This is a genomic window from Rhodococcus sp. 06-470-2, assembly GCF_002258235.1.
Classification (GTDB): domain Bacteria; phylum Actinomycetota; class Actinomycetes; order Mycobacteriales; family Mycobacteriaceae; genus Rhodococcoides.
In genome coordinates, this window is the sequence record NZ_NOYB01000031.1 from 217,211 (window position 1) to 240,640 (window position 23,430).

16 protein-coding genes and 2 tRNA genes are annotated in these 23,430 nt (G+C 64.9%); 7 read left to right on the plus strand and 11 right to left on the minus strand.

Annotated features, from left to right (window positions below; all coding sequences use genetic code 11):
* Positions 1-359 precede the first annotated feature (359 nt).
* The 4 genes from CH276_RS15545 to CH276_RS15560 all read right to left on the minus strand — a co-directional run bounded on the left by CH276_RS15545 (position 360) and on the right by CH276_RS15560 (position 3,738).
* On the minus strand, positions 360-1,235 hold the full coding sequence (locus CH276_RS15545) for a DUF2637 domain-containing protein (protein ID WP_094631366.1): 876 nt from the start codon (positions 1,233-1,235) through the stop codon (positions 360-362).
* Entirely contained in the window at positions 1,232-1,582 is a 351-nt protein-coding gene (locus CH276_RS15550; protein ID WP_094631367.1) for a hypothetical protein, read from the minus strand. Before CH276_RS15550 ends, CH276_RS15545 begins: the two co-directional genes overlap by 4 nt.
* Positions 1,582-2,370, minus strand: a complete 789-nt coding sequence (locus CH276_RS15555; protein WP_094631368.1) for a ParA family protein — start codon at positions 2,368-2,370, stop codon at positions 1,582-1,584. The genes CH276_RS15550 and CH276_RS15555 overlap by 1 nt, the downstream gene beginning before the upstream one ends.
* Before the next feature lie 1,170 nt (positions 2,371-3,540).
* Entirely contained in the window at positions 3,541-3,738 is a 198-nt protein-coding gene (locus CH276_RS15560) for an excisionase family DNA-binding protein (protein WP_032368532.1), read from the minus strand.
* A 139-nt stretch (positions 3,739-3,877) separates the two neighbouring features.
* Here CH276_RS15560 and CH276_RS15565 point away from each other — a divergent pair, with 139 nt between their 5' ends.
* Together CH276_RS15565 and CH276_RS15570 are read left to right on the plus strand one after the other, a co-directional pair.
* On the plus strand, positions 3,878-4,510 hold the full coding sequence (locus CH276_RS15565; protein ID WP_094631369.1) for a helix-turn-helix domain-containing protein: 633 nt from the start codon (positions 3,878-3,880) through the stop codon (positions 4,508-4,510).
* Between the two features lie 61 nt (positions 4,511-4,571).
* Positions 4,572-5,702, plus strand: coding sequence for a tyrosine-type recombinase/integrase (locus tag CH276_RS15570; RefSeq protein WP_176459273.1), 1,131 nt, complete (start codon positions 4,572-4,574; stop codon positions 5,700-5,702).
* A 331-nt stretch (positions 5,703-6,033) separates the two neighbouring features.
* Here CH276_RS15570 and CH276_RS15575 read toward each other — a convergent pair.
* Positions 6,034-6,107: transfer RNA gene (locus CH276_RS15575), tRNA-Lys, on the minus strand.
* 92 nt (positions 6,108-6,199) lie between these two features.
* Positions 6,200-6,421 (minus strand): DUF3618 domain-containing protein, encoded by a 222-nt coding sequence (locus CH276_RS15580; RefSeq protein WP_094631371.1) that lies wholly within the window; start codon positions 6,419-6,421, stop codon positions 6,200-6,202.
* Positions 6,422-6,498: 77 nt separating this feature from the next.
* Here CH276_RS15580 and bcp point away from each other — a divergent pair, with 77 nt between their 5' ends.
* Entirely contained in the window at positions 6,499-6,972 is a 474-nt protein-coding gene (bcp, locus tag CH276_RS15585) for a thioredoxin-dependent thiol peroxidase (RefSeq protein ID WP_032375973.1), read from the plus strand.
* Here the strand turns inward: bcp and CH276_RS15590 are convergent.
* Together CH276_RS15590 and CH276_RS15595 are read right to left on the minus strand one after the other, a co-directional pair.
* A complete protein-coding gene (locus CH276_RS15590; protein WP_094631372.1) occupies positions 6,961-8,340 on the minus strand; it encodes a dipeptidase in 1,380 nt (459 codons plus the stop codon). The two genes, bcp and CH276_RS15590, sit on opposite strands and share 12 nt — an antisense overlap.
* Before the next feature lie 75 nt (positions 8,341-8,415).
* On the minus strand, positions 8,416-9,741 hold the full coding sequence (locus CH276_RS15595) for a hypothetical protein (RefSeq protein ID WP_094631373.1): 1,326 nt from the start codon (positions 9,739-9,741) through the stop codon (positions 8,416-8,418).
* A gap of 416 nt (positions 9,742-10,157) precedes the next feature.
* Between CH276_RS15595 and CH276_RS15600 the strand changes: the two genes are divergently transcribed.
* Positions 10,158-10,799 (plus strand): TetR/AcrR family transcriptional regulator, encoded by a 642-nt coding sequence (locus tag CH276_RS15600; protein ID WP_373453980.1) that lies wholly within the window; start codon positions 10,158-10,160, stop codon positions 10,797-10,799.
* A gap of 77 nt (positions 10,800-10,876) precedes the next feature.
* On the opposite strand, the gene acpS is transcribed toward CH276_RS15600, so the two are convergent.
* Together acpS and CH276_RS15610 are read right to left on the minus strand one after the other, a co-directional pair.
* Positions 10,877-11,269, minus strand: coding sequence for a holo-ACP synthase AcpS (acpS, locus tag CH276_RS15605; RefSeq protein WP_008715184.1), 393 nt, complete (start codon positions 11,267-11,269; stop codon positions 10,877-10,879).
* On the minus strand, positions 11,269-20,574 hold the full coding sequence (locus tag CH276_RS15610) for a type I polyketide synthase (RefSeq protein WP_094631375.1): 9,306 nt from the start codon (positions 20,572-20,574) through the stop codon (positions 11,269-11,271). The genes acpS and CH276_RS15610 overlap by 1 nt, the downstream gene beginning before the upstream one ends.
* Before the next feature lie 436 nt (positions 20,575-21,010).
* Between CH276_RS15610 and CH276_RS15615 the strand changes: the two genes are divergently transcribed.
* A complete protein-coding gene (locus CH276_RS15615; RefSeq protein WP_094631376.1) occupies positions 21,011-21,742 on the plus strand; it encodes a hypothetical protein in 732 nt (243 codons plus the stop codon).
* On the opposite strand, the gene CH276_RS15620 is transcribed toward CH276_RS15615, so the two are convergent.
* Positions 21,709-22,500, minus strand: coding sequence for a TetR/AcrR family transcriptional regulator (locus tag CH276_RS15620; protein ID WP_045199511.1), 792 nt, complete (start codon positions 22,498-22,500; stop codon positions 21,709-21,711). The genes CH276_RS15615 and CH276_RS15620 overlap by 34 nt on opposite strands.
* Positions 22,501-22,593: 93 nt before the next feature.
* Here CH276_RS15620 and CH276_RS15625 point away from each other — a divergent pair.
* Together CH276_RS15625 and CH276_RS15630 are read left to right on the plus strand one after the other, a co-directional pair.
* Positions 22,594-22,675, plus strand: a tRNA-Leu gene (locus CH276_RS15625).
* 65 nt (positions 22,676-22,740) lie between these two features.
* Positions 22,741-23,400 carry a maleylpyruvate isomerase family mycothiol-dependent enzyme gene (locus CH276_RS15630; protein WP_094631393.1) on the plus strand — a complete coding sequence of 220 codons (660 nt, stop codon included), beginning with the start codon at positions 22,741-22,743 and terminating at the stop codon, positions 23,398-23,400.
* Positions 23,401-23,430: the final 30 nt, after the last annotated feature.

Below are 23,430 nucleotides of genomic sequence, written 5' to 3' on the forward strand. Positions count from 1 at the left end.
GGAGAGAAGGCGGCGCACTGGACCGGCGTCCTGGCCCTGATTCGGAAAGTTTTCAGCCGCAGGCGCTTTGAAAAGTTTCGGAGCCCATCGGGCCGGAGCAACGCGGAGTCAGGGTTGGGTAAGACGGGTCAGGGTGTTGCATGCTCGACCGGAGCCAGATGTGCGAAGGAAATTGTTCTTTCTGCTGTGCGGAGCGCAGCGGAGCTCAATCCGGAGACCGCCGGAGGTGGTCTCAGGGCAGCGCGTGCCTCGACGCAGACTGAGCCATCCGGGCGCAACCACCTCATAGCCATCAACAGCCTGGGGTGATTGCGCGGGAGCGACGGAAAGCAACCAGGCTCGATGTCGCGGTAGCACTTCTATCTTGCGGACATCCGGTCACGCTCGCTGGCTGGCTTGTCATCAAACTCGGATTGTCCGTCCTGGTGGCGATCGACGATCCCTGCGGTGACTTCTTCCCACTTCCGATATCGGCGCATCGCGGTCGATGCAACGGAGCCGTCCGTTTCTCTACCGATTCGTGCCCACGACCATTCGCGGTGGGCGTGTCGGAGCCGTGCTGTTTGCGCAACTTCCGGTGTGAGGTCGTCGACTTGCAGTCGAAGCGAGTCCGCCGTCTCGACGTGTTCTCCCCGCGTGCCGTCTTCGCCCTCTGAGTCATCCCGGCCCGGGCTGGGGCCTTCTTGGCTGAACTCGGTGTCTGTCCAGTCCGGCTCCTCTGTGGCAGCACTTGGAGCGAATTCCACTCTGACGGCTCCGCGGGGCGCACGAAGTATGACGGCCAGTACTTCGGTCATCGCAAGGAGCGCAATAGGTGCAATGGTGGCAATACCCGCCGAGACTACGGCTGGAAGCAAGGTCGCACTCAACACTGCGTGGTACGAGTTACCCGCAATCGACGCCGATGCGGCGACACGCAAGATCGTGACGACGAAGCGACGGCCCTTGATCGTGCGGTCGTCCGGGTGATTCGACAGCGCAATGGCTGTCACTGTTGTCGAGACAATTGCGCCGTCCAACACGACTGGAATCACCCACGCCTCGCCGGGACCTATCCCAGCCATCACCGCGAGATCACGCAACACAGCGAAACTGAGCCAGAAGGACGCCCCGGCAATGCCAACTGTCAGCGCAACGGCCGTTGCGAGGGCCCACTGCAAGATCGCTGGATGGAGCGCAACGACGTCTGACGGCTTCGTTGTCAACGGGGTTGCCGCGGAGTGTGATCGGCTCATCGGATTCTCGGTCCTCGTGCGAGCGGACCCGTTCGTTGCGGGAACGGCGCACCGTCGTTGAATTTGTTGCGCAACAACTCCAAGTAGTCTTCGATTGCCGCATTGACGAGATCCGACGGGCCCCGCGGCGCGCCCGGCGTTGCGGACAGTGCTTCGGCTGCGTTGAGAAGATCGTCGACGGTGGACTGGTAGAGGTAGTACGAACGCTTCTGTTTTGCGGTGTCCGGTGACGGTTGCGCACCGGTCTCGGCCGACGAAACACTGTCGTGGGGCTGCCGCGAGTTCTCCGGCGGATCGACCGGGCTCGATCCGGCGAGTGCGCTCTTCATACGTTCGGGCCGGGCCATCACAGGTGTCCCTTCGTGAGCAGCGCAAGAGTGTCCCGATAGATCGTCGACAGGCTGCGAGATTGTGTTGTCCCCCAGTCGACCAGGCTGGTCTGGGCCTCCATCGAGTCTTTGATGACAACCCGCTTGGGAACGGCATCGCCGAGAACGTTGATGCTTGAGGCGATCTCGATCAATTGTTCTCGGCCGCTGATCGTCGCGATCTCGTGGAGGTTGACGATCGCACCGAGCATGGCGAGGTCCGTGTTGTAGCTGCGCTTGACTGCATCAATGGTGCGCAGCAATCGCGCGAGTCCATTGGCTGAGAACAGCGCGGACTGAGTCACGACGACGGCGGCGCGCGCTGCAACAAGGGCGTTGATAGTCAGCAGATCGAGGCTAGGTGGGCAATCGATGAGGATCACGTCATACACGCCTCGTACGACGTCGATTGCGTCGCGAAGCCGCCGTTCTCGGCCGGCACCGGCGACGACCAATTGATCGCGGACATAGGCCAGGGACTCGTTTCCCGGCGACGTGGGTACCAGGTCTACGCCAGGCCAGATGGTGGGGACGACAGCATCGGCGATGGTCGCGTTCGACGACTCGGCGAGTACGTCGGCAACACCGACATCGTCGCTCTCTAGCCCAGTCCTGGTCAGGACTGTGCTGGCGTTGCCTTGCGGATCCACGTCGATAACGAGTGCTCGCTTCCCCGCTTGGGCAACGGCGTAGGCGAGGTGAAAGACGGTGGTGGTCTTGCCCACTCCGCCCTTCTGGTTGCAGAACGCAAAGATGTCAGCGGGCATGGTGGGTCTCACTTTCCATAGATGAATGGGACGAACTGGGGGTATAGCGGGACTGGAATGTCATGCACGCCTTCGAACCGAGGGATGTGTCGGGCCCCGTAGAAGTGCTGGATGTATTGCAAGTAAGGGGCTCGATTCGCGAGTCACGCCCCAAAGGCGAAAGACATGCCATAGTGGCATGAGAAGCGTTTACTACCAATACATCCCGGGTGTGAGTGACATCCCTTGTGTGCATGGGAGGTGTAACCACCGCAGGACGTATGACGCCCGTCGCCAGCGAGTCATCTGAGGCACTCTTTGCGGGTAATTCAGGTATGGGACTGGCGGGCAACGCCGCCGTACCGCTATCGGGAGCGGCCTGCGCCGGCGGGCTGCTGCGCTCGTGTCCAAGGAACCAAGTGTGTTGCCCTGGTTGCATCTTCGAAGATTTTGCGTCCACAACGGATACAAGCAAGGGCGCGGCAAGGATTGAAAAATCGACGTCTGAATGACGGTTCGTCATGCCGGACAACTTGGTGATGTCAGCCTTGCAGATGGGTCGAGAACTCAACTGATACCTCCATAGTGGTGACGTATGACAGACAAGGGACTTCGTTCATTCCCTCCGGACCCCCCATGGCCCCTGAGCCAATTTCCGCACCCACGTTGTCCGCTCCACGCCCGATAGCCCCGCGTCTCAGTGGACGCGCGGCTAATCGGTATCGCCACCCGTTCGATGATCAGTCGAGCTGGTGGTGCCTCGAGGCCGGTCTCCGAGGATTTACAAAGGGTGCACAGGCCGGCGGCAGGCTGGTTGTTCGTCGGGCTCTGCCAGAAAACGACGCTGCGACAGCGACTGCGGGCGGACTTCAACTGCACGCCGGACCCACGCAGGGGTACGGCGTTACATAGACAACCGCGAAAACAGTGTGTACGCAGATGGATTCACCTAGACATGGGTAAATCCGGCCTCCACTCATCCCCGCTCTGCGTCGACAACATCCCGAAGCAGAGTGAGGGCATGAGCGCGGCAAAACGCCTTGTGAGGCGCGTCAGGACCGATTAGTATCCGAGGACGAAGCTCCTTCCTGCATGGTGGGGATTTCGAGGACGCCCTCGGCACCGGTGCTCGTAACACCGGAACTCGCCGGGGGCGTCTCTAGTTCGTACAGGTCTGCAGTGAGAGGCATGTCAGGCAACGCCCGAGCTGACGCGTGCCGCCTCCTCCAGTCCGACGATGTACTCGTCAATGGCCGTGTCGGGAATCAGTCGGCGCTTACCGACCTTGACGCTGCGAATCTCACCGGCCGCAAGCTTGTTGAACAGGTTGGAACGTCCGAGACCCGTCCGAGCCATCGCTTCCTGGACCGAATACAACCGTCGAGACATGGTGTTTCCTTTCCGCATTCTGTGTGACGAAGCCACAATCGCGCACTCGACCGAGTCCCATCCATGTGGTTCCACCACAAAGTAGCAATTCAGTAGCGCTGCCACAACACTTGCGAAAAATCAGCTAGACTGCGTTCTTATGACACAGTCTTGGGCCGAACAGCTAGTGGCCCGCGTCGCCGGCGAAGTTCGACGACTCCGAGGTAAGGAACACTCGGCTCTGTCAGCGGCGAAGCTCTCGGATCGCACAGTCGATATCGGATTCGGGATCTCACGGTCGGTAGTCGCCGATCTGGAGACAGGGCGCAAGAAGAGCATCGATGTTGCTGAATTACTTGTCTTGGCAGCAGCACTCGGCGTATCGCCGGCCCAACTTCTGTACCCAGACCTACCCAAGGGCCCAGTCGAGATCCTTCCTGGGCTGGAGCAAGAATCGCACGAGGCTCTTAGATGGTTCAGCGGCGAAGCAGGTCTCATGAAGCCGTCGCCAGACTGGACCGAGGCCGACACCGAAGAGTCGGCCGGGGTGTGGGTACGTGAGCAGTTCGACCCTCGAAACGACCGTGTCGGCATCACACGCGAATGGCTCCAGTCGCTACAGACGATGCGGCGCGCGCGAGTTCAACTGCGCAACGGTTTGTCGAAGAGCGAATCGGCAGAGCACATCGAAACCATGCAAATGGCCTACGAGGATGCGCGCAGGCGGTCGGAGGACCTCTTTCACAAGATGACCGAACTGGGAATGGCGGTCGGAGACGAACTAGATGGCTAGGGACCCCTTCAGACTTGGCGAGTGGGGTCGAATCTCGACCACGACGTCGGGTGGCGTCAGCGTGGCGCGCGTTCGCATCCGAGATCAGGACGGCAAGCGACGGCTGGTCGAAGCTCGTGGAAAAACCGCAGCCGAAGCGCGACGCAAACTGCAGGAAAAAATTGTCAACCGCGAACCGCCACATCCTTCTCAGCGTGCTGAACTGAGCAAGACGTCCACGATGTCGGAGCTGTTCACCTATTGGATAGCTCAGAAGACGAAAACTGTTTCGCCGCAGACAATAACGGGCTACAGGCAAGCATGGAACGCCTACTGTGCGGCAGCTGTAGGCGAGATCCTCATCCGTGAAATGACGGCAGGGAAGGTTGACTCTCTGATCAATTCGATCGGAGAGAGGACCATGAGTGGCGCTCGGATGTCGCGGATCGTGATGTCCGGCATGCTCGGTATCGCCGTACGGTTCGACTTCCTCAGCCACAATCCAGTTCGCGATACGCCGAGACCGACCCCAAAGAAGTCCGCAGTCCGCGCGCTGACTTCCGACGAGCTCGACGAATTGCGCGAACGCGTGCGGAACTACTCTCGCCACCAGACCATCGACGAATATGGGGTCGTACGGCCGAAGCTCGGACAACGACCCGGTGCCGATCTCGAGGACATTCTTATGCTCCTGATTGCCACAGGTGCGCGCATCGGTGAGCTCTTGGCTTTGAAGTGGGACCAAGTCGATCTGGACTCGCCGATCCCGACCGTCACATTCAGCGCAACTCTTGTTGTTCCGCGAGCGGTAGGCGAACGCCTCTTCCGTCAGAACTTCCGGAAGGGTGATGCACCTCCGCTTACCGTGGTGCTCCCGCCGTTCGCAGTCACAGCACTCCGACGTAGGCGCGCTATGCCAACGTTTCACAACCCGGAGAACGCGCTGTTCGTGACGGGCACCGGCAATTGGGTGTCGCCGGCGAACGTTCGGAGATCATGGCGAGCTGCACGCGGCGACGACTTCGGCTGGGTAACTCCTCACACGCTCAGAAAGACCGTGGCCACTTTGGTGAAGGAGACTTACGGGGTCGAAGCAGCTCAGGCTCAGCTGGGACACGCCAACACAAGGGTCACCGAAGCGCACTACATCCAGCGAGTGACCTTGGCCCCAGACATGAGCGATGCGCTGAACAAGTTTGCGCCCAAGACTTAGGCCTCCCCAGGCATCAAGGTCCGGCTGAGCCGGTCGCGTGGACAGTTGGCCCTGGCCCCATCATCGGCAATTCTGGCCGGATCTCGGCAGGCGGGACCGATCGCGCTCGCCGCAACCTGGAACCGATCTGTCCTTGAACTTTCGAGACCATAAACGGACCGCAGGCGCGAAGACGACCTCCATGGGGTCGCGCGGAGCTCCTAGCAGCAACGGAGCGAGCAACTCATCACTTTGCCCTCAAAGTGATGAGTAAGTGATGAGTTGGTGCAAAACCCCGCAGAAGCAAAACACCCCGCCTCCAGCTTTACGCTGGTGACGGGGTGTTTTAGTGTGCGCCATCAGGGATTCGAACCCCGGACCCGCTGATTAAGAGTCAGCTGCTCTAACCAACTGAGCTAATGGCGCCGATCCGCACCGCGTGTTCTCTGCGGTGCGGGAGAAACATTAACAGCAGATACCGCCAGATGTGAAATCGGCTGGTCGGAGCGCCTGCTGACTCAGTTGAAGATCCGGCGAACCACGAGAACTGCCACCACTGCGCCGACTCCGAGGAGAGTGAACTTCACTGCCGGCTCGTCGAGCTTGGCCACCACGGACTGCTTGGTATTGGCGACGATGTTCTTGGGGCTGGCACGGACGCTCAGCTCGTCCAGGGTGCTGGCGAGCTGATTGCGAGCGGCCTCGATCTCGCGCTCGATCCGGTCGGTGTCCTTGGCCACGTGTCCTCCAACTTGTTGCAAATAGTCTCGGTCGCAGTCGAGCCTAGAGCACGACGACATTTCGATAGTCTCGTGCGGTGACCGAATACAGCAAGCTCGAGCCGGGCGACACCGCTCCGGCGTTCACCCTGCCCGATGCCGACGGCAACGACGTCTCTCTCGCCGACTATGCAGGCAAGAAGGTGATCGTGTACTTCTACCCCGCCGCGAGCACCCCCGGCTGCACCAAGCAGGCCTGCGACTTCCGGGACAGCCTTGCCGAGCTCAACGGAGAAGGCCTGGAAGTCATCGGCATCTCCCCCGACAAGCCGGCCAAGCTCGCCAAGTTCCGCGACAAGGAAGAGCTGACGTTCCCCCTGCTCTCCGACGAGGAGAAGACGACGTTGCAGGCGTGGGGCGCATTCGGGGAGAAGAAGAACTACGGCAAGGTCTACGAGGGCGTCATTCGCTCCACGTTCCTCGTCGACGAGGCAGGCAAGATCGAGGTGGCGCAGTACAACGTCCGGGCCACCGGCCACGTCGCCAAGCTTCGCCGCGATCTAGCTGTCTGAGTCCTCACTGCCGGACCCGGCCAGTCGCTGCAGGAACAACGCCTCGGCGACGGCCATCTTCTCGATTTCCGACGGATCCACGCTCTCGTTGGGAGCGTGGATCCGACACCGAGGTTCCTCGACGCCCATCAGCACGATCTCGGCGTCCGGCAACACCTGAGCCAGCGCGTTGCACAGCGGAATCGACCCACCTTGGCCGGCCGTCCCCATGGGATGCCCGAATGCCTCCTCCAACGCCTCGGACAGCGCCGCATATCCCGGCCCGTCGGTCCCGGCTCGAAACGGCGATCCGATCGCTTCACGCTCGACGGTGGGGCGCGCATTCCACGGCGTACGCGCCTCCAGATGAGCCACCAGGGCATCCTGAGCCCGCTGCGGATCCGTTCCAGGCGGTACCCGCAGATTGAGCCGTGCCGACGCACGAGGCGAGATCGCAGCAGCAGACCCCACCACCGGTGGACAGTCGATCCCCAGAATCGTCAGAGCGGGCCGCGCCCACACCGCCTCCGCTACCGAGCCCGAGCCGGCCAGCCCGACGCCGTCGAGTACCCCGGCATCGGCACGGAACTGCTCGGCGTCGTACTGGACCCCGTCCCAGGTCTGCGTTCCGTCCAGACCGTCGACCACGGTGTCTCCCTGCTCGTTCCGCAACGTGGAGAGCACCTGCACCAAGGCTGCGAGCGCATCGGGAGCAGGACCGCCGTACATTCCGGAATGCACTTCTCCTGCAAGCGTTTCCACGTGCACTACTACATTCGCGATACCGCGAAGCGTGGTCGTCACCGTCGGCGATCCCACCTTCGTGTTCCCGGTATCGCCGATGACGACCATGTCTGCGACGAACAGTTCGGGTCGCTGCTCCACGAGCGCTTCCAACCCGCCCGTGCCCATCTCTTCCGAACCCTCGCAGATGATGCGCACGCCGACGTCGAGTGACTCCCCCAGTGCCCGTAGCGCCAGCAGATGCATGATCACGTTGCCCTTGCAGTCCGCCGAACCCCGCCCGTACCAACGGCCGTCCCGTTCGGTCAGCTCGAAAGGTTCACTGTTCCACAGTGTTCGGTCACCCGGAGGTTGAACGTCGTAGTGCGAGTGCAGCAGAACGGTCGGCGCTCCCGCGCGAGCCGGCCGCGAACCGACGACCGCCAGTGAGCCGTCGACCGTCTCGATCAGTTGGACGTCGGGAATTCCCGCGTCGACGAATGCCCGTTGCACCCACTGCGCCGCACCGGTGCATTCCTCGACCGGAAACTGCCGAGGATCGTGCACCGAGGCGAACCGGACCAACTCTGCCAGCTCCGATTTCGCTCGGGGCATCTGCGATGCGATTGCAGATCGAACGTCGACGGGTCGCGAATCGGCGGGCATGAATCCTCCAAACGAGAAAATGACAGACGGGCCGTAGCCAGTCTGTCATCACTCGTCATACGAAACCGTTCACCGTCAGCCGCCGGAGAGCTCCTGATGAATCCACTCACCGGTTTGCTGCCAGTGCCGATCCCACGCTTCCTGTTCGAGCTGTTCGGGCGACTTACCCGGCTCCGGAATGGGAACGGGAACGGTGAATTGCGGAGGGGCCACCGTGGTCGTTGCCGGCTGCGGAGCCGCCACGGCCTGACGTGGCGGATCCTGTGGCACCCAAGGCTCAGTGGTCGGTGCGGGCTCGACAACCGCCCACGGGTCCACTGTCGGGGGAATCGCCTCGGTCGGGGGAGCAATATCCGGTGCCGGTGGAACGACGGCCGCAACCGGGTCGGACGTGGTGGGGCCCGCCTGCCGAGTCGCCCCCACCAGATCCGTACCGGCGTCGCGTCGATCGACGCTCTGTTCGGCAGTCGTCTCGGATTCATCCGGCAACGTCGCAGCGACCGCGACACCTGCAGAGAGCACCCCGGCCAGCAGCACTGCGGCGAACACGAGCTTGCGCCCGGAGCCTGCCGACCGGACCGGCTCGGCCCCGACGACCGACCGCACGGCAGGCACCGGAAGCGGCGCTACCACCCTGTCGACATCCGCGTCCGCCGCTACCTCTGGATCGGACTCCGCGGCCTCGACGACGGCGATCCGGGCGTCGATCTCTTCCGCTTCCACGACCTCGGTCTCGACGGCCTCGACCTGCTCCGACTCCTCGGTCGCCACCGGCGGTGCGGCCACTGCTGTCGGCTCCTCCTGATGTGCCAGCAGCGCAGCTCCCCGCGCTGCGACCTGGTCCGCATCACCCACGCGCACCACGGGAACGCCGAGTCCGAGGGACAGGATGTCGACCAGGTCTCGACTACTGGACCGGTCGCCGAACAACGCAACGAACTCGGGCTTCTTGCCGGATTGATCGACCACTTCCCACGCCAGGGGGATGGTGCTGCCGATGCGCTCGGGCGACATCGAGTCCAGCGCAGCAGTCTTCGCCGGCGTGATCGAGGCGTCGGCTGCGTCGGCGAGAGAAATGGAGACGCCCGTGTCGCCCATGTAGTACAGAAGCACGGTCTTCGCGTCGGCGAATTCTTCCGAGGTTGCCAGCCAGCCGAGGAACGACTCGGTCACCGACGACAGCACTGCGGGTTCGTCGCCGAGGGCATCCGCGAACTCCGCGCGCTCCTCCTCGGTTCGATACACCACTCCCACTGCGTCCACGTCTTCGTCGAGCGTCGCCGCCTCGCTGCGCATCGTCTCGATCGCGGCGGTGAGAACCGAGGCGGCGTCGGGATCGAGCGGGGTCGTCCGGTCGGCGAGAACCTCGCCCGAGGTCGGCTCCAACAGCACTGTCTGCATCGAGCCAGATTCGATCGCTATACCAATAATTGCCATGGCAGTCTCCCTGTGCTCAGGGTGGAGGCACCCGACCATGAACGTCGTTCAGCGGTTCTGAATGACGATCACCCTGCACGGAATTTGATTCTGTTACCTAAACCATACCTGTTGACGGTTAAATTGGCCCAGATCGGTCTTGGAGTTTGTCACAGTATGAGGATCCGGCGTTTGTAATCGACCCCAGGATTCTTCGAAACCCTAGGCTGGAACCCGCTTGTTCGAGCCAGATGCGCAGCCTGCGGGCGTGACCTCGCGGACCGTTGTGGATATCGAGCACCCGCGCCGGATAGCCTGACCGGGTGGAATCCTCTGCTCGTGCCCAGTCCTCGCGCCGTCTCGACGCCGCGCTCGAGTCGACGGCACAGACTCAGGAGCTCATGCCGCGACGGCGTCCCACCCAGGAACGCAGCCAGCGCAAGTTCGACGCGCTGCTGCAAGCCTCACGCGAGTTGCTCAGTGACGTCGGTTTCGAGTCGTTCACCTGCGAGGAAGTCGCGTCGCGCGCCGAACTCCCGATCGGCACGCTGTACCAGTTCTTCGCCAACAAGTACGTCATCGTCTGCGAGCTCAACCGCCAGGACCTCGTCGGGGTGCAACAGGAGCTGGCCGAGTTCGACGGCGAGGTGCCGTCCCTGGACTGGGTGCGCTTCCTCAACAACTTCGTCGACCACATGGCCGGCATGTGGATGACCGATCCGTCGCGCCGCGAAGTGTGGCTCGCCATGCAGTCGACACCGTCGACCCGCGCAACCGGGGTGATCCACGAGCGGGAGTTCGCCGAGCAGGTCTCGCGCATGCTCGGACCGCTCACTCCGCGCACGCCTCGGCATCGCCGCAACCTCATGGCTCAGGTGCTGGTGCACATCGTCTACTCGATGCTCAACTTCTCCGTGCAGGACGGCCAGAGCCACGAGGACGCCGTCGCAGAGCTCAAACGCATCATGATGGCGTACCTGCTCGTCGCCGAGAAGGAGAGCAGGCGCTCCGGCGGCTCGGCGAGCGACACCGACCAAGCCTGAGCAACCCGAGCCCGCACAGACGAAAGGCCCGCCCGATCACCTGGATCGGACGGGCCTGACTCGTTGTCGGAGCGAACTCACTCCTCCAGAATGGCCACGGCAGCGGCGATGTCACCGTCGTGCGTCAGCGACAGATGAATCTTCACCGTCGGCAGGAACTCCTGCGCCATCCCGTGCAACTTGATGGACGGCCGGCCCCACGCATCGTTGACGACCTCGATCAGCGGATACGGGTTGTCACCGATCTGCGGCGGCCGAGCGAATCGCGATGTCGCCCATGCCTTCAGCACTGCTTCCTTGGCCGCCCACCGTGCTGCGTAGTGGCGGGTCGGATCGGAACTCTTCGTCGCGGCATGACGGCGCTCGCCCGCGGTGAAGCTGTCGCGGATCATCGTCGTGCCGACCTTCTCCATCTGCTCGGCGAAGTCGGACACCGTCACCAGGTCGAAACCCACTCCCAGGATCGCCATCAGATGGCACCCGGCAGACCGGAGGAGTAGACGTCGTCCTCGCCGAGGCGAGCGGACTCGTTGAGCAACACGTTCGCCTCCAGTTCACGTGACGTCTTGGCCGGCGTCCCGTCATGTCCGAGCCGTCGATCGTCGGGCCGCTCGTAGAGGGAGTCTCCCCCCACCATCGCGGAGATCAGCCTGCGCTGACCGGCGATCCGGCGCTCGTTCGCCTTCGCGATGTACTCCGCACGCCGGTCCGCCGGAACGGCCTCGACGAATGCCTGCGGGTGCACCAGGGCGATGAGTCCGGACACGTGGCCGAATCCGAGGGACGTGAGCAGACCTGCCTTGAGCGGCACCGAGTCACCGAAGCGCAGCGGCTCCCGTGCCCACACCAGATGCTCGAACGCGGTCATCTTGTCGTCGACGCAGTCGAGGCTGCGGTTCGGCGGGATGACACCGTTCGCCAGCACCTGGCACAGGCCGATCAGCTGCCAGGCAGCCGCTCCACCCTTCGAGTGTCCGGTGAGGCTCTTCTGCGAGACGACGAACAGCGGAGCGCCGTCGGAACGGCCGATGGCCTTGGCGAGGCGGGTGTGCAGTTCCGCCTCGTTGGGGTCGTTGGCTGCGGTGGAGGTGTCGTGCTTGGAGATCACGGCCACGTCGTCTGCGCTGACGCCGAGTGCGTTGAGCGAGAGTGCGAGCGCCGAATCCTTGCCGCCGCGACCGGCACTGAGCGCACCGAGTCCCGGAGCCGGGATGGAGGTGTGCACTCCGTCGCCGTACGACTGTGCGTAGGCCACCACTCCGAGGACCGGCAGGCCCATCTCGAGTGCCAGGTCGCCGCGAGCGAGCAGAATCGTTCCGCCGCCGTGGGATTCGACGAATCCACCGCGCCTGCGGTCGTTCGCCCGCGAGAACCGCCGATCGCTGATGCCCTTGGCTGTCATCGCTGCCGAGTCCGCGGTGGCCGACATGTCACCGAAGCCGATGATGCCTTCGTTGCTCAGGTCGTCGAAGCCGCCGGCGACCACGAGCTGCGCCTTGCCCAGCTTGATCTTGTCGACGCCTTCCTCGACGGAGACGGCCGCGGTGGCGCAGGCGGCGACGGGGTGAACCATCGCGCCGTAGCTACCGATGTACGACTGGACCACATGCGCAGCAACGACATTCGGCAGAGCCTCCTGCAGGATGTCGTTCGCACGAGCATCACCGAGCAGGGTGTCGATGTACAGCGAGCGCATGGACTCCATGCCGCCCATGCCGGTGCCCTGTGTGTTGGCCACCAGCGTGGGGTGCACCCAGCGCATGAGTTCCGACGGGTTGAAGCCCGAGGAGATGAACGCGTCGACCGTGGTGACGATGTTCCACAGTGCGACACGGTCGACCGAGCTGGCCATGTCGGGCGAGATGCCCCACTTGGTCGGATCGAATCCGGTCGGAATCTGCCCACCGACGGTGCGAGTGAGCTTCATCTTGCGCGGGACACGAATCTCGGTGCCCGCCTTTCGGGTGACCTGCCAGTCGCTCGAATCCGGGACCGGCGTGATCAGCGTGTGCTCGGGATCCGCTGCTGCGAACGACCGGGCATCGATCTCGGTTCCGACCACGAACGTCAGGTCGTTGTCGAGGAAGATCGAGGTCATCAGCGGAGCGGTGTTGCCGACCATCGCGCCGTCGTCGCCGTAGGTGCGGATGCCGCACTTCTCGACCACGATGTCGTGGTACTTGTCGGCGATGTCCTCCTCGGGCACCAGGTCACCGGACTCGATGTCGTACCAACCCGGCTTGGGATCGTTCTCCCAGGCGATCAGGCCGGTGTTCCACGCGAGTTCGAGAACGCCTGCGGCAGAGAGCTGCTCGTCGACCTCCATCTCGAAGCGGGTACGTGCCGAACCGTACGGTCCGAGCTCGCCGGCACCGACGATGACGACGAGGTCCTTCGGGTCGACATCGAGTGTCGGCCACGCCGGAGCGGTGGTCGTCGTCGACAGCCGCGGCGGTGCGGGCAGTGCCGCGATAACCGAACTGTCCACGACCTCTTCGGTCTTCTCGGCCACGGCCGCAGCTGCGTCTCGAGCGAGTTCGACGAGGTTGAGCTTGGTGTTGGCCAGCCCGCCCGTGAGATCGGCGACGATCGGCTCCTGCGCAGCCTGTCGGCGAGCGGCAGGCGTGCACAGTTCGAGCAGCTCGGTCGCCATCTCGTCGGTGGACCAGGTGCGCACACCCTCGGCCTCGACGGCCTCGACGATGGGATCGTTGCCACCCATCAGGCCGGTTCCGCGTACCCACCCGATGTGAGCGTGGGCGATGGACACCCGCTCGGCCCAGTTCTTCTCCGAGCCCCACTTGGCGACAACAGCATCGAGTGCAGCCTTCGACTCACCGTAGGCACCGTCGCCACCGAACATTCCGCGGTTCGGCGATCCCGGCAGCACCACGTGCAGGTGCGTGTCGATGTCGGTGTCGTGACCGACCTTGGACAGTCCGCCGATCAACCGTTCGACCGACCAGAGCAGCACGCGCATTTCCATCTCGGCGCGAGCTCCGGCGTCGGACATCTCGCCCATGACCCGCGGTGCGGCGAACGGGAACAGCATCGTCGGCGTCGCTGCGGCCTTGACCAGGGTCTTCGCGCCACCGGCAGTGTCGACGAAGTCGCTGCCGATCCACTCGATGAGCGCATCGACGTCGGTGTACGACGCGATGTTGGCCGGAACCACCCACAGCGATGCTCCGCTGCGTGCGTTGTCGCGGTAGAGGCTGCGGTAGAAGCCGAGTCGCTCGTCGTCGAGCCTGGAGGTGGTGACGAAGACCGTCGCTCCCCCGGCCAGCAGCTTGGCTGTCACCGCAGCTGCGATGGACCCCTTGCTGCCGCCGGTGACCACTGCGACCTCGTCGGACCACTGACCCTTGTCCTCGGATGCGACCGCAATATCCGCGATGCGTCCGAAGGTCTCGGCGAGCACGGTCTTGTTCTCGTGGTCGGCCTTGGCCTTCCACCACTGTGCCTGCGACGCAACGGCATTGCCTGCGCCGGCGAAGGACTCGACCGAGATGTCGCCTGCGGTACCGAGCCACAACCGGGCCAGATCCTCACGCGCGGTTGCCCATCGGTCGTCGATCAGGACGGCGCGCTTGGCGTCGAACGCCGGGGCGACGAGGCGAGGCCAGTCGGATCCCAGCTCGGCCGAAACCAGCTCGACCAGAGCGGCATCGGGATCCTCGGCCAGCACTGCGTTGGGAGCATCGGCGAGTCCGAGCTGCTCGAGTACCAGCCGGGCTGCGGAGGCGAGGACGCCGTCGCGGCCGGTGATGTGCTCGGTGAACTCACCGAGAGCAGCAGCGTCGACGGTTCCGCCGGCCCCGCCGCCTGCCTGCGGCATCGAGACTGCGACGCCGCGGCGTGCGGCCACCGCGGCCACGGCCGCGTCGATGACGTTGTCGACTGCGTTGCCGTCGGCGAGAGCGCCGTCGGCCAGGCCGCCGAGTGCGCCACCACGAACCGAGGCACCGTCACGGGTACCGAGAGCGACCTCGGCGGTGACGTGGTGCGCCCAGCCGTCGCCCAGTTCCCAGGTCTTCTTGACGCGATCGGCGATCGAGGCCGGGCGTCGACCCGAGGGGCCGAAGACCTTGCGGAGGTGGTCGTTGATGGAGTCGCTGAGCACCGGACCGAACGGCTTGTAGGTACGAGCCAGCTTGTTCACCGTGCCCGAGAGCGCACCCATGTCGGCATCGGCTGCGCCGTCGATGGCACCGAGCGAGAGCTCGGAACCGAGGTCGACGAGCAGCTGGTTACGACGCGAGGACACGCCGTCGCACAGTGCCTCGATGGTGTCGGCGGGCCCGATCTGATCGAGCTGCAGCTTGGTCCACAGACCGATGAGGATCTTGGTCGCATCGGCCGCGACGAACGCGATGTCGTCCGGACGAGGTCCGCCGGACGGTGCTGCGGCCGGAGCGGGCGCGGGTGCCGCGGCAGGGGCCGAAGCTGCTGCCGGAGCAGCGGCCTCCACCGGTACCGACTCTTCCTCGTCGGCCGGAGCCGGGTCGGTGTCGGTGCCGTAGATGATCGCAGCCTCGCGCTCGAGGTTCAGTACCTCGACCGGGTGGCCGAAGCGGCCCGGCAGCTTGAGGGTCTGCGACGCGAGGTTCGCCACGGTCGGAGTTGCACCGAGGCCGATCTCGACGAAGCGCTCGACGCCCATACCGCCGTCGGACTCGTCTGCGAACAGCAGGTCCTGGGTCTCGATCCAGCGCACCGGGCTGGCGAACTGCCAAGCAAGCAGCTCGGTCAGAATCACGCGGCACAGGTCGCTCGGCCGAGCAGCCCACGAATCGAACTCCGCGAGAACGGCGTTCAGCGGCTCGGACGGAACCAGATCGGCGATCTCCTGAACGAACTCGCGCTCGAGCGAGAACGGCTTGGGCACCAGGTTCGGGATGTAGCGACCCACCAGGATCGCCGGATCGATCTGCTCGGGGAGCAGAGTCTGGAGGCGATTGCGGAAGTCGTCGACTCCGCCACGCAGCACCGTGGAGTGGAACGGCACGTCGATGCCGGGAACCATGATGTAGGCGGCCTTGCCACCGAACTCGGCACGGCGGATCGCGATCTTCTTCTCCAGCTCGCCGAGGCCGGCAACCGTGCCTGCGATGGCGTACTGCGAGCCGCGCAGGTTGAGGTTGACGATCTCGAGGAATTCACCGGATTCTGCTGCGACACCGGCGACGAAGCCCTGTACGTCCTCGTCGGCCAGGCCGATCTGCGACGGGCGGATCGCTGCCATGCGGTAGTCACTGCGGCCGCTCGCATCACGCGGAACGAGCGCGTGCATGGCCGATCCACGCTGGAAGACGACCTCAAGGACGGCTTCGAGCGGGAGCACACCGGCGACGGCTGCGAGGGCGTTGTACTCACCGACGGAGTGGCCGGCGAGGATCGAGTTCTCCACGAACGCACCGGATTCACGCAGTTCGGCAACCTGTGCGACGCCGAGAACGGCCATCGCGACCTGGGTGAACTGGGTCAGGTGCAGCACACCGTCGGGATGCTTGTGCGTGACGCCCCGCGCCTTGAGCGACGTCGGGTTGTCGCGCACCACAGCGAGAATGGAGAAGCCGAGCGCGCTGCGGGTGTGCTTGTCGGCACGCTCCCACACCTCACGTGCGGCCTTCGAGCGAGACCGTGCGTCCAGGCCCATGCCCGCACGCTGGATGCCCTGGCCCGGGAAGGCGTAGACGGTCTTCGGCGGCGCGGTGCGAGCGGTGGCGACCATGACCAGTTCTCCTGCGACACGGCAGGAGACCTCGATCAGCTCGGCACCCTGGTCGAATCCGGTGCGGTCGACGCGAACGTCGATCTCGGCTCCGGGTCGAACCATGCCGAGGAAGCGTGCGGTCCATGCGGTGAGGCGACGCGGCGGAGTCTTGGTGTCCGCGTGGTCGACTGCGGTGACCGTCTGCTGGGCAGCGGCCGAGAGCCACATGCCGTGCACGATCGGGCTGCCGAGACCGGCGAGCAGAGCCGCGGCGTCGGAGGTGTGAATCGGGTTGTGGTCGCCCGAGACCTGAGCGAACGCGGCCATGTTGCGAGGGGCGACGATGGTGGCCTGACGACGGCGACGACGCGGGGTGTCCTGTGCGTCGGCGCTCACCGAGCCACCGGCGCGAGCCGGGTCGACGAGCTCGCCCTTGCCGGTGCGTCCGCGAATGGCGAAGCGCTCCACCAGAGTTGCGACGGCGGGAGCGTCGAGCCCCTCACCGAGCATGGCACCGATCTCGACGGTGACCTCGACGACGCGGCCGAGATCGGTGTCGAGCACCTCTCCGGCCGCGGCCTTGACCACGAGAATGGAGGTGTCGGTGGGCAATTCGCCGACCAGGGCGACGCTGTGATCGAGGTGCACCAGGTCGAGCATGCCTTCGATGACGTCGATGCCTTCGGCGTTGCGAGTGGCACCCAGGACGGCGAAGACGGCGGGCCAGCAGGCACCGACGAGGACGTCGGGAACGGCCTTGCCACTGACGGTCAGCGAGTCCGGCAATCCGGATCCGGTGACGCCTGCGTGGTCGGCGATCAGATCGGGGATCCACGCGATATTCAGCCGGGCAACGCCGCTCTTGACAGCCGGAAGTTCCTGGCCTGCAGCAACTCCGAGCAGAGCCGACATGGCCTGCTGGGCGTCCTGTGCGGTGACGACGGGCGCGCCGCCGTCGATCGTCGAGGCCGGAACCGTCAGGCGGATGCGAACTTCCTTGCCCGGAGCGAGCGGAACCAGCAGCTCCACGTGCTCGGAATCGAGCACGGTGAGCGACGAGCCGGTCTGCGGGTGCGCCGCGACGGTCTCGGATTCCACGGTCCAGTCGGCCGGATCACCCAGGCGTGCAACGGGGTTCTGCGTCATGCGAGAGGCCCAGGTGACGTCGGGAGCAGCCAGCACGATACCCAGCAGTCCGGGTGCGATCTCGGCGTGGCGACGGCTGGCGACGGCCGTGGGCTCGATGCCCTCGGCGAGCAGCTGATCTGCGGTGGCCTTCTCGAAGCGATCGAGCAGCTCGCCCACGGGCTCGTCGACGCGAGTGATGCCCGCGACGGCGACGGTACCGGGGATGATGCAGACCTGATCGGCCGAGTAGCGGGCGTCGTGTGCCTGCCACAGCGAGTCACTGCGCCACCAACGACGCACATCGCCGTCGACGACGGGGACGAAGTTGACCGGCTTGCCGGGCATGCGGCACAGCGAGGTGAAGAAGGTGATGTCGGCCGGGTGCAGAACCACGTCGGCGGCGTCGGGGAACTGCGCGAGCAGTGACTTCAGTGCGGCGCGTGGGCGTTCGAGAACCTCGGCGTCGGCGAACAGGGTGGGGATGGGTCCGCGATCGACCGGATGCAGGCGAGCCTCGGCACGCTGCAGCATCTCCAGGAAGCGTGTCCGCCAGGTGATGTCGAGCCACACGGATTCGCGTGCCTCGGTCACGGCATCGGTGAACTCACCGCCGCAGTCGAATTCGCTGCGCGAGTCGGTTCCGACAGCCAGGTCGAGGTAGCGAACGAGCCACTGCTGGTACGTCATGTCGGCGACGTCACCGAAGAAGGGCTTTGCGGTGCCGTCGAGTGCGGCGATGATCTCGTCACGACGCTCGGCCACGGCGTCGGCGTTGCCGGCGACCTCGTCGAGCAGTCGGCCGCACCGAGATGCCGCATTGTCGATCTCGTGGATGTCGGCACCGAGCTGGCTTCGGCCCGAGGCCATTCCGCCGGTGGCGGTACCGGCACCGACCCAGTCGGGGGTTCCGGGGGTGTCGACCAGAAGCTGCTTGACCTCGGGAGCCGTCGTGGCCTCCAGGGTCGCCATCGCTGCGGTGCCGACGAGGATTCCGTCGAGCGGCATCTTCGGGTAGCCGTGCACGGCCGACCAGGTACCGGTGAGGTACTCCGCTGCCCGCTCGGGGGTGCCGATGCCGCCGCCGACGCAGACGACGAGGTTGGGCCGTGACCGCAGCTCGGCGTAGGTGGTCAGCAGCAGGTCGTCGAGGTCCTCCCACGAGTGGTGTCCGCCTGCGCGGCCACCCTCGATGTGAACGTTGACCTGGTAGGACGGAACCTCGTTGGCGATGCGGATGACGGCGCGAATCTGCGCGACGGTGCCGGGCTTGAACGAGACGTAGCTGATTCCGGCCTCGGACAACTCTTCGATGAGAGCCACGGCCTCGTCGAGCTCAGGGATGCCTGCGGTGACGACGACGCCGTCGATGGCCGCACCCGCTGCGCGAGCGCGCTGCACGATGCGGCGTCCGCCGAGCTGCAGCTTCCACAAGTACGGGTCGAGGAAGAGAGAGTTGAACTGGATGGCGCGGCCGGGCTCGAGGAGGGTGGAGAGCTCGGCGACACGATCGGTGAAGATGTCCTCGGTGACCTGGCCGCCACCGGCCAGCTCGGCCCAGTGGCCTGCATTGGCAGCTGCGGCAACGATCTTCGCGTCGACCGTCGTCGGCGTCATGCCTGCGAGCAGGATCGGCGAACGTCCGGTCATCTTGGTGAACGAGGTCTCGACCACGACTCGGCCGTCGGGCAGCGTGACCGGCGTGGGGGCGTAGGCAGACCATGCGGGCTGGACCTCGGGAGCAGCTCCCGGGGTGAGCAGGTTGCGGTGGCCTCCGCGTGAGGACGCGGCGATGATGCCGACGCCCTGTCCGCGCAGCGCCGGAGTGGTCATGCGGGTGAGCAGGTCGCCCGGACCGAGATCGAGAATCCAGTCGGCACCGGCGTCGACGACACCGTCGATGGCGTCGACCCAATCGACGGAGTCCACGAGGATCTTCTGCGCAAGGTCGCGTGCGAGCTCGACATCGAGTCCACAACGCTGTGCCCAGGCGCTGACGAGTTCGACAGCGTCTGCCAGGGCGGGATGATGGAAGCCGATCTCGACGGGAAGCTGCTCGAAGACCGGGGCGAACACGGCACCGCCACGCTTCTTGGCGTCGCGGTCGCGCTCTTCCTCGGCAGCGATCTGCTCGCACTTCTCCTGCACGCGGGCCAGCTGGGCGGGAGGTCCCGAGAGCACGACGCGACGGCGGCCGTTACGGATGGCGAGGGCGGCGGATCGCTCCGGCGCTCCGGCGATCGCGAGTTCGGCGATGATCGACTGCAGTCGTGCGGGTTCGACGTTGGCAACCGAAACCATCGGGGCGCGGTCTCCGGCACCGATGATGCCGCGGCGGCGGCCGACGAGACCTGCAGCGGCACCCACGAGCTGGGCGATCGCGAGGAAGCTCGCGTCCTTCGCGCCGTCCGCTGCGACGGATTCGGCGGCGATGAGACCCTGCGAGTGTCCGACGACCTTGACCGGCGGGGTCTGGGCGGGATCGAGTCCCTGCAACTTCAGTGCGCGCAGTGCCGCGACCTGAGTGAGGAACACTCCGGGCAGCGAGACGGCAGCGGAGGTCAGTGCAGCCTCGGAGGGTCCGTACGAGCCGGCGGTGTCGTCGTCGGCGAGGTCCTGTTCGAGCATCCAGCCGATCGGGTCGAAGCCGACCGAGCGTACGACCAGCAGCTCGTCGGCAACGGGTGCGAGAGTGACTGCAGCCTCGTTGACGAGATCGGTCAGTTCGGGTTCGAGCGCGGAGTCGCGAGCCAGTTCTTCGAGGGAGCTGAGCCACGGTGCACCCTGGCCACCGAAGGCCAGTGCGTACGGCTCGCCCGCGGCGAAACGATCTGCCAGAGTCCGAGAGCCGCCATTGCTTCTAGGGGATTTGTCTGCGTTGCCGGTGCTTCGCGAACCTCGTCCGTGTGATGGTGTGCTCTCGTTGATCGTCAAGGCTGAAGATTCCTCTCGTGGACGCCTCGGGGGTCGGGGCGTTCGCTGTGATGACTGCCCTGGCGCGTCGTGGGCAACAGGGTCGAAGCGGTGAGCCGGTCCTCGTCGACAGGTCTTCTCCGCGCTGCTCAAGGTTGACACAAAATCATGAGGAAATCCTCAGGTTTGCTCGGACGTCCGAGTGCTACCAGCGAGTACGTCGCTCGAACCGGCTTTACTTTTTGTTTACCCGACTCGTCGGTAACCCACATCTACGCTGGCGAGAGCATCGGGCGCGACGTCAGAACATGAGGAAAGCCTCGCATTTTTCGTTATCCTTTCGTGATGTGATCTCGAGCACAGACGAGCGCCACGCGACCGTGTCGGTGCGGTCCTCTACCTTGTGCGAACGAGCCGCTCATCGCCGAGAGCGGTCGACGAACTCCGGGGGGAATTCATGTATTCATCGGTAACGGACATCTGCACCGTGGACGAACTCGACGCGATGATTCTGCACATCGAATCGCATGTGCCGCAATCGCGTTCGCCACACTGGACACCGGGATGGCGCGGCGAGAGCGAGGCGGCGTTGCTGGATGCGATCTTCTCCGCACGGGCTGCGTACGGGGGCCCGACCAGCGGGGTCCGCGCGGTGGTCCAACGATGGAGATCGCATCGCGGCGATAACCGACTCGACGACTTGACAACCCTCGCCGAACTGACCACTACTCCGGATCTACCCGTGGAGATTCTGTCCAACCGTCAACTGGTTCCGGGAAACAGTCGAACCAAGGCAGCTGCTGCAGCCGCGGCGGCACAGACGTTGATCTCGGTGGGGTTGAGCTGTTCGACCGACTTCGAGCAGCACACGAAAGAACAATTCGAGGCGTTCCGCGCGATCCCCGGTCTCGGCGAGACCACCTGGGAGTGCATGCTCGTCAATCTCGGTGTGCGTACCGACAAGGCGACCGCCCATTCGAACTCGTTCGTAGCCGACGCTCTCGAACCCCTCCACCGGAACCTCGCCGCCGGAATCGCCGAGGACCGCTCCCCCGTGATCCTCTCAGCGGCAGCGAACGCACTCGGCACCGATCTCGCCTCGCTCGAGCATGCCGTGTGGCGATACCAGCACAAATCACGCAAGCCGAAGCAGCGTCACTCCGAAGCGGAACTGCGATCGGCAGCCTGACTGCGAGACACCAGTGCCTCCACGCCGTCGAGAATGCACTCCAACCCGAACCGGTAGGCGTGCACGGGGTCGCTGGCGGCGTCGTACGACGTCGCCGCGGCCGTCCCGACCCGAGACGACACCGGAAATCGTTCGCGCTCCATGACCCGTTCGAGGATCGGCGCGGTAGCCGCCCACCACTGGGCGTCGGACATGCCCGACTGTTCCTTGACACGCGCTACGCCGGCGAGGGCTCGCGCGGTTCCGGAGACGTGAGTGAGTACCAGCGTGAGAACGGAGTCGATCTCGACGTCGCTCAGGCCGATGCCGACCAGGGGACGCAACTCGGCCTCGTATTTGTCGTTGGTGTGCGGACCGAGCACGGGGCGTGCACCCTCCGCTTCGAGGAGCCACGAATGCCGTTGGTACAGAGTCCAATTGCGCTCGGCGACGAAGTGCATCGCGGGACGCCATCCGCCGGCTACGGAGGACGGCTCGTCGACGCGAGAGTAGAGACCTGCAAGCGCTCGATCGATCATCAGGTCGGCCAGGTCCTCCCGACCCGGCACATGCGTGTAGAGCGACATCGCGCCGACCCCGAGATGCTCGGCCACGTTCCGCATCGATACCGACTCGAGGCCGTTCGCATCGGCCAGTTCGATGGCGGCGTCGACGATCGCATCCACGCTCAGTCCGGTGCGACTCGGCTTGGCGTCGACTCGCCACAGCAGCCCGAGGGTCCGGGCCGGGTCGAAGGGGACGTCCTTTTTCGATGCCACTCGCCGAGTGTAGCGGGCGCCGTACGGTGTACACCTGCAACGTTCGCCCGCACCGGCGACGGTGACCGCCCAGGTTGTAGACTTCATCGGCACGCGCGAGTGGCGGAATTGGCAGACGCGCTGGATTTAGGTTCCAGTGTCTTCGGACGTGGGGGTTCAAGTCCCCCCTCGCGCACGACGGTCGTTCGACCCGGATTTTCTCGAGACTTCTGCAGGTTCCGACGTGTGAAGGCGGCTCGAATGTCCAGCAACCCCGACGACGACGCGATCTTCGCCGAGATTTCCGACGAACGACGTTCTCTCGCAACGACTCTCGAGACGCTCACTCCCGAACAATGGGACACACCCTCGCTGTGCGAGGCCTGGACGGTCCGCGACGTCGCCGCCCATCTGGTGGTGCCGCTGATCGTCCCGCTCTGGCAGTTCGGACTGGTCATGGTGCGTACGCGCGGCAACTTCGACCGCGCCAATCAACTGATGACCACGCGCGTTCGTCGCGAGCACGAGGACGACTTGCCCGCCTTACTCACCGCTCACGCAGACAAGAAATTCACCCCGCCCGGCCACGGTCCGCTCGCCCCCTTGTCCGACGTCATCGTGCACGGACTCGACGTGTGCAGGCCGCTGGGCATCGAACACCACGTCCCCGAGCAACGCATGATCACCATGCTCGACTCCCTGGTACCCGCAACCGGCGCGGCACCGTTCAAGGGCCCCGAACTTCGGCTGCAATGGCGCGCGACCGATCTCGACTGGAGCCGTGGCGAGGGCCCGGTCATCGAAGGAACGGCCGGCACCCTGGCACTTGTTCTGACCGGACGGAGCAGCGCTCTCGCCGACGTGGCCGGGCCCGGGGCCGAGCAACTCGCCCAGGCACGGGCCAACCGTCGTCGGGCATGAGTCGCACCCGAGCCGTCCATGGTGAGAATC

Coding starts and splice junctions, on each gene's coding strand:
- CH276_RS15600 (WP_373453980.1), top strand. CDS start 10,158: ATGCCGCGACGGCGTCCCACCCAGGAACGCAGCCAGCGCAAGTTCGAC.
- CH276_RS15545 (WP_094631366.1), bottom strand. CDS start 1,235: ATGAGCCGATCACACTCCGCGGCAACCCCGTTGACAACGAAGCCGTCA.
- CH276_RS15565 (WP_094631369.1), top strand. CDS start 3,878: ATGACACAGTCTTGGGCCGAACAGCTAGTGGCCCGCGTCGCCGGCGAA.
- CH276_RS15590 (WP_094631372.1), bottom strand. CDS start 8,340: ATGCCCGCCGATTCGCGACCCGTCGACGTTCGATCTGCAATCGCATCG.
- CH276_RS15555 (WP_094631368.1), bottom strand. CDS start 2,370: ATGCCCGCTGACATCTTTGCGTTCTGCAACCAGAAGGGCGGAGTGGGC.
- CH276_RS15615 (WP_094631376.1), top strand. CDS start 21,011: ATGTATTCATCGGTAACGGACATCTGCACCGTGGACGAACTCGACGCG.
- CH276_RS15560 (WP_032368532.1), bottom strand. CDS start 3,738: ATGTCTCGACGGTTGTATTCGGTCCAGGAAGCGATGGCTCGGACGGGT.
- CH276_RS15550 (WP_094631367.1), bottom strand. CDS start 1,582: ATGGCCCGGCCCGAACGTATGAAGAGCGCACTCGCCGGATCGAGCCCG.
- acpS (WP_008715184.1), bottom strand. CDS start 11,269: ATGGCGATCCTGGGAGTGGGTTTCGACCTGGTGACGGTGTCCGACTTC.
- CH276_RS15595 (WP_094631373.1), bottom strand. CDS start 9,741: ATGCAGACAGTGCTGTTGGAGCCGACCTCGGGCGAGGTTCTCGCCGAC.
- CH276_RS15630 (WP_094631393.1), top strand. CDS start 22,741: ATGTCCAGCAACCCCGACGACGACGCGATCTTCGCCGAGATTTCCGAC.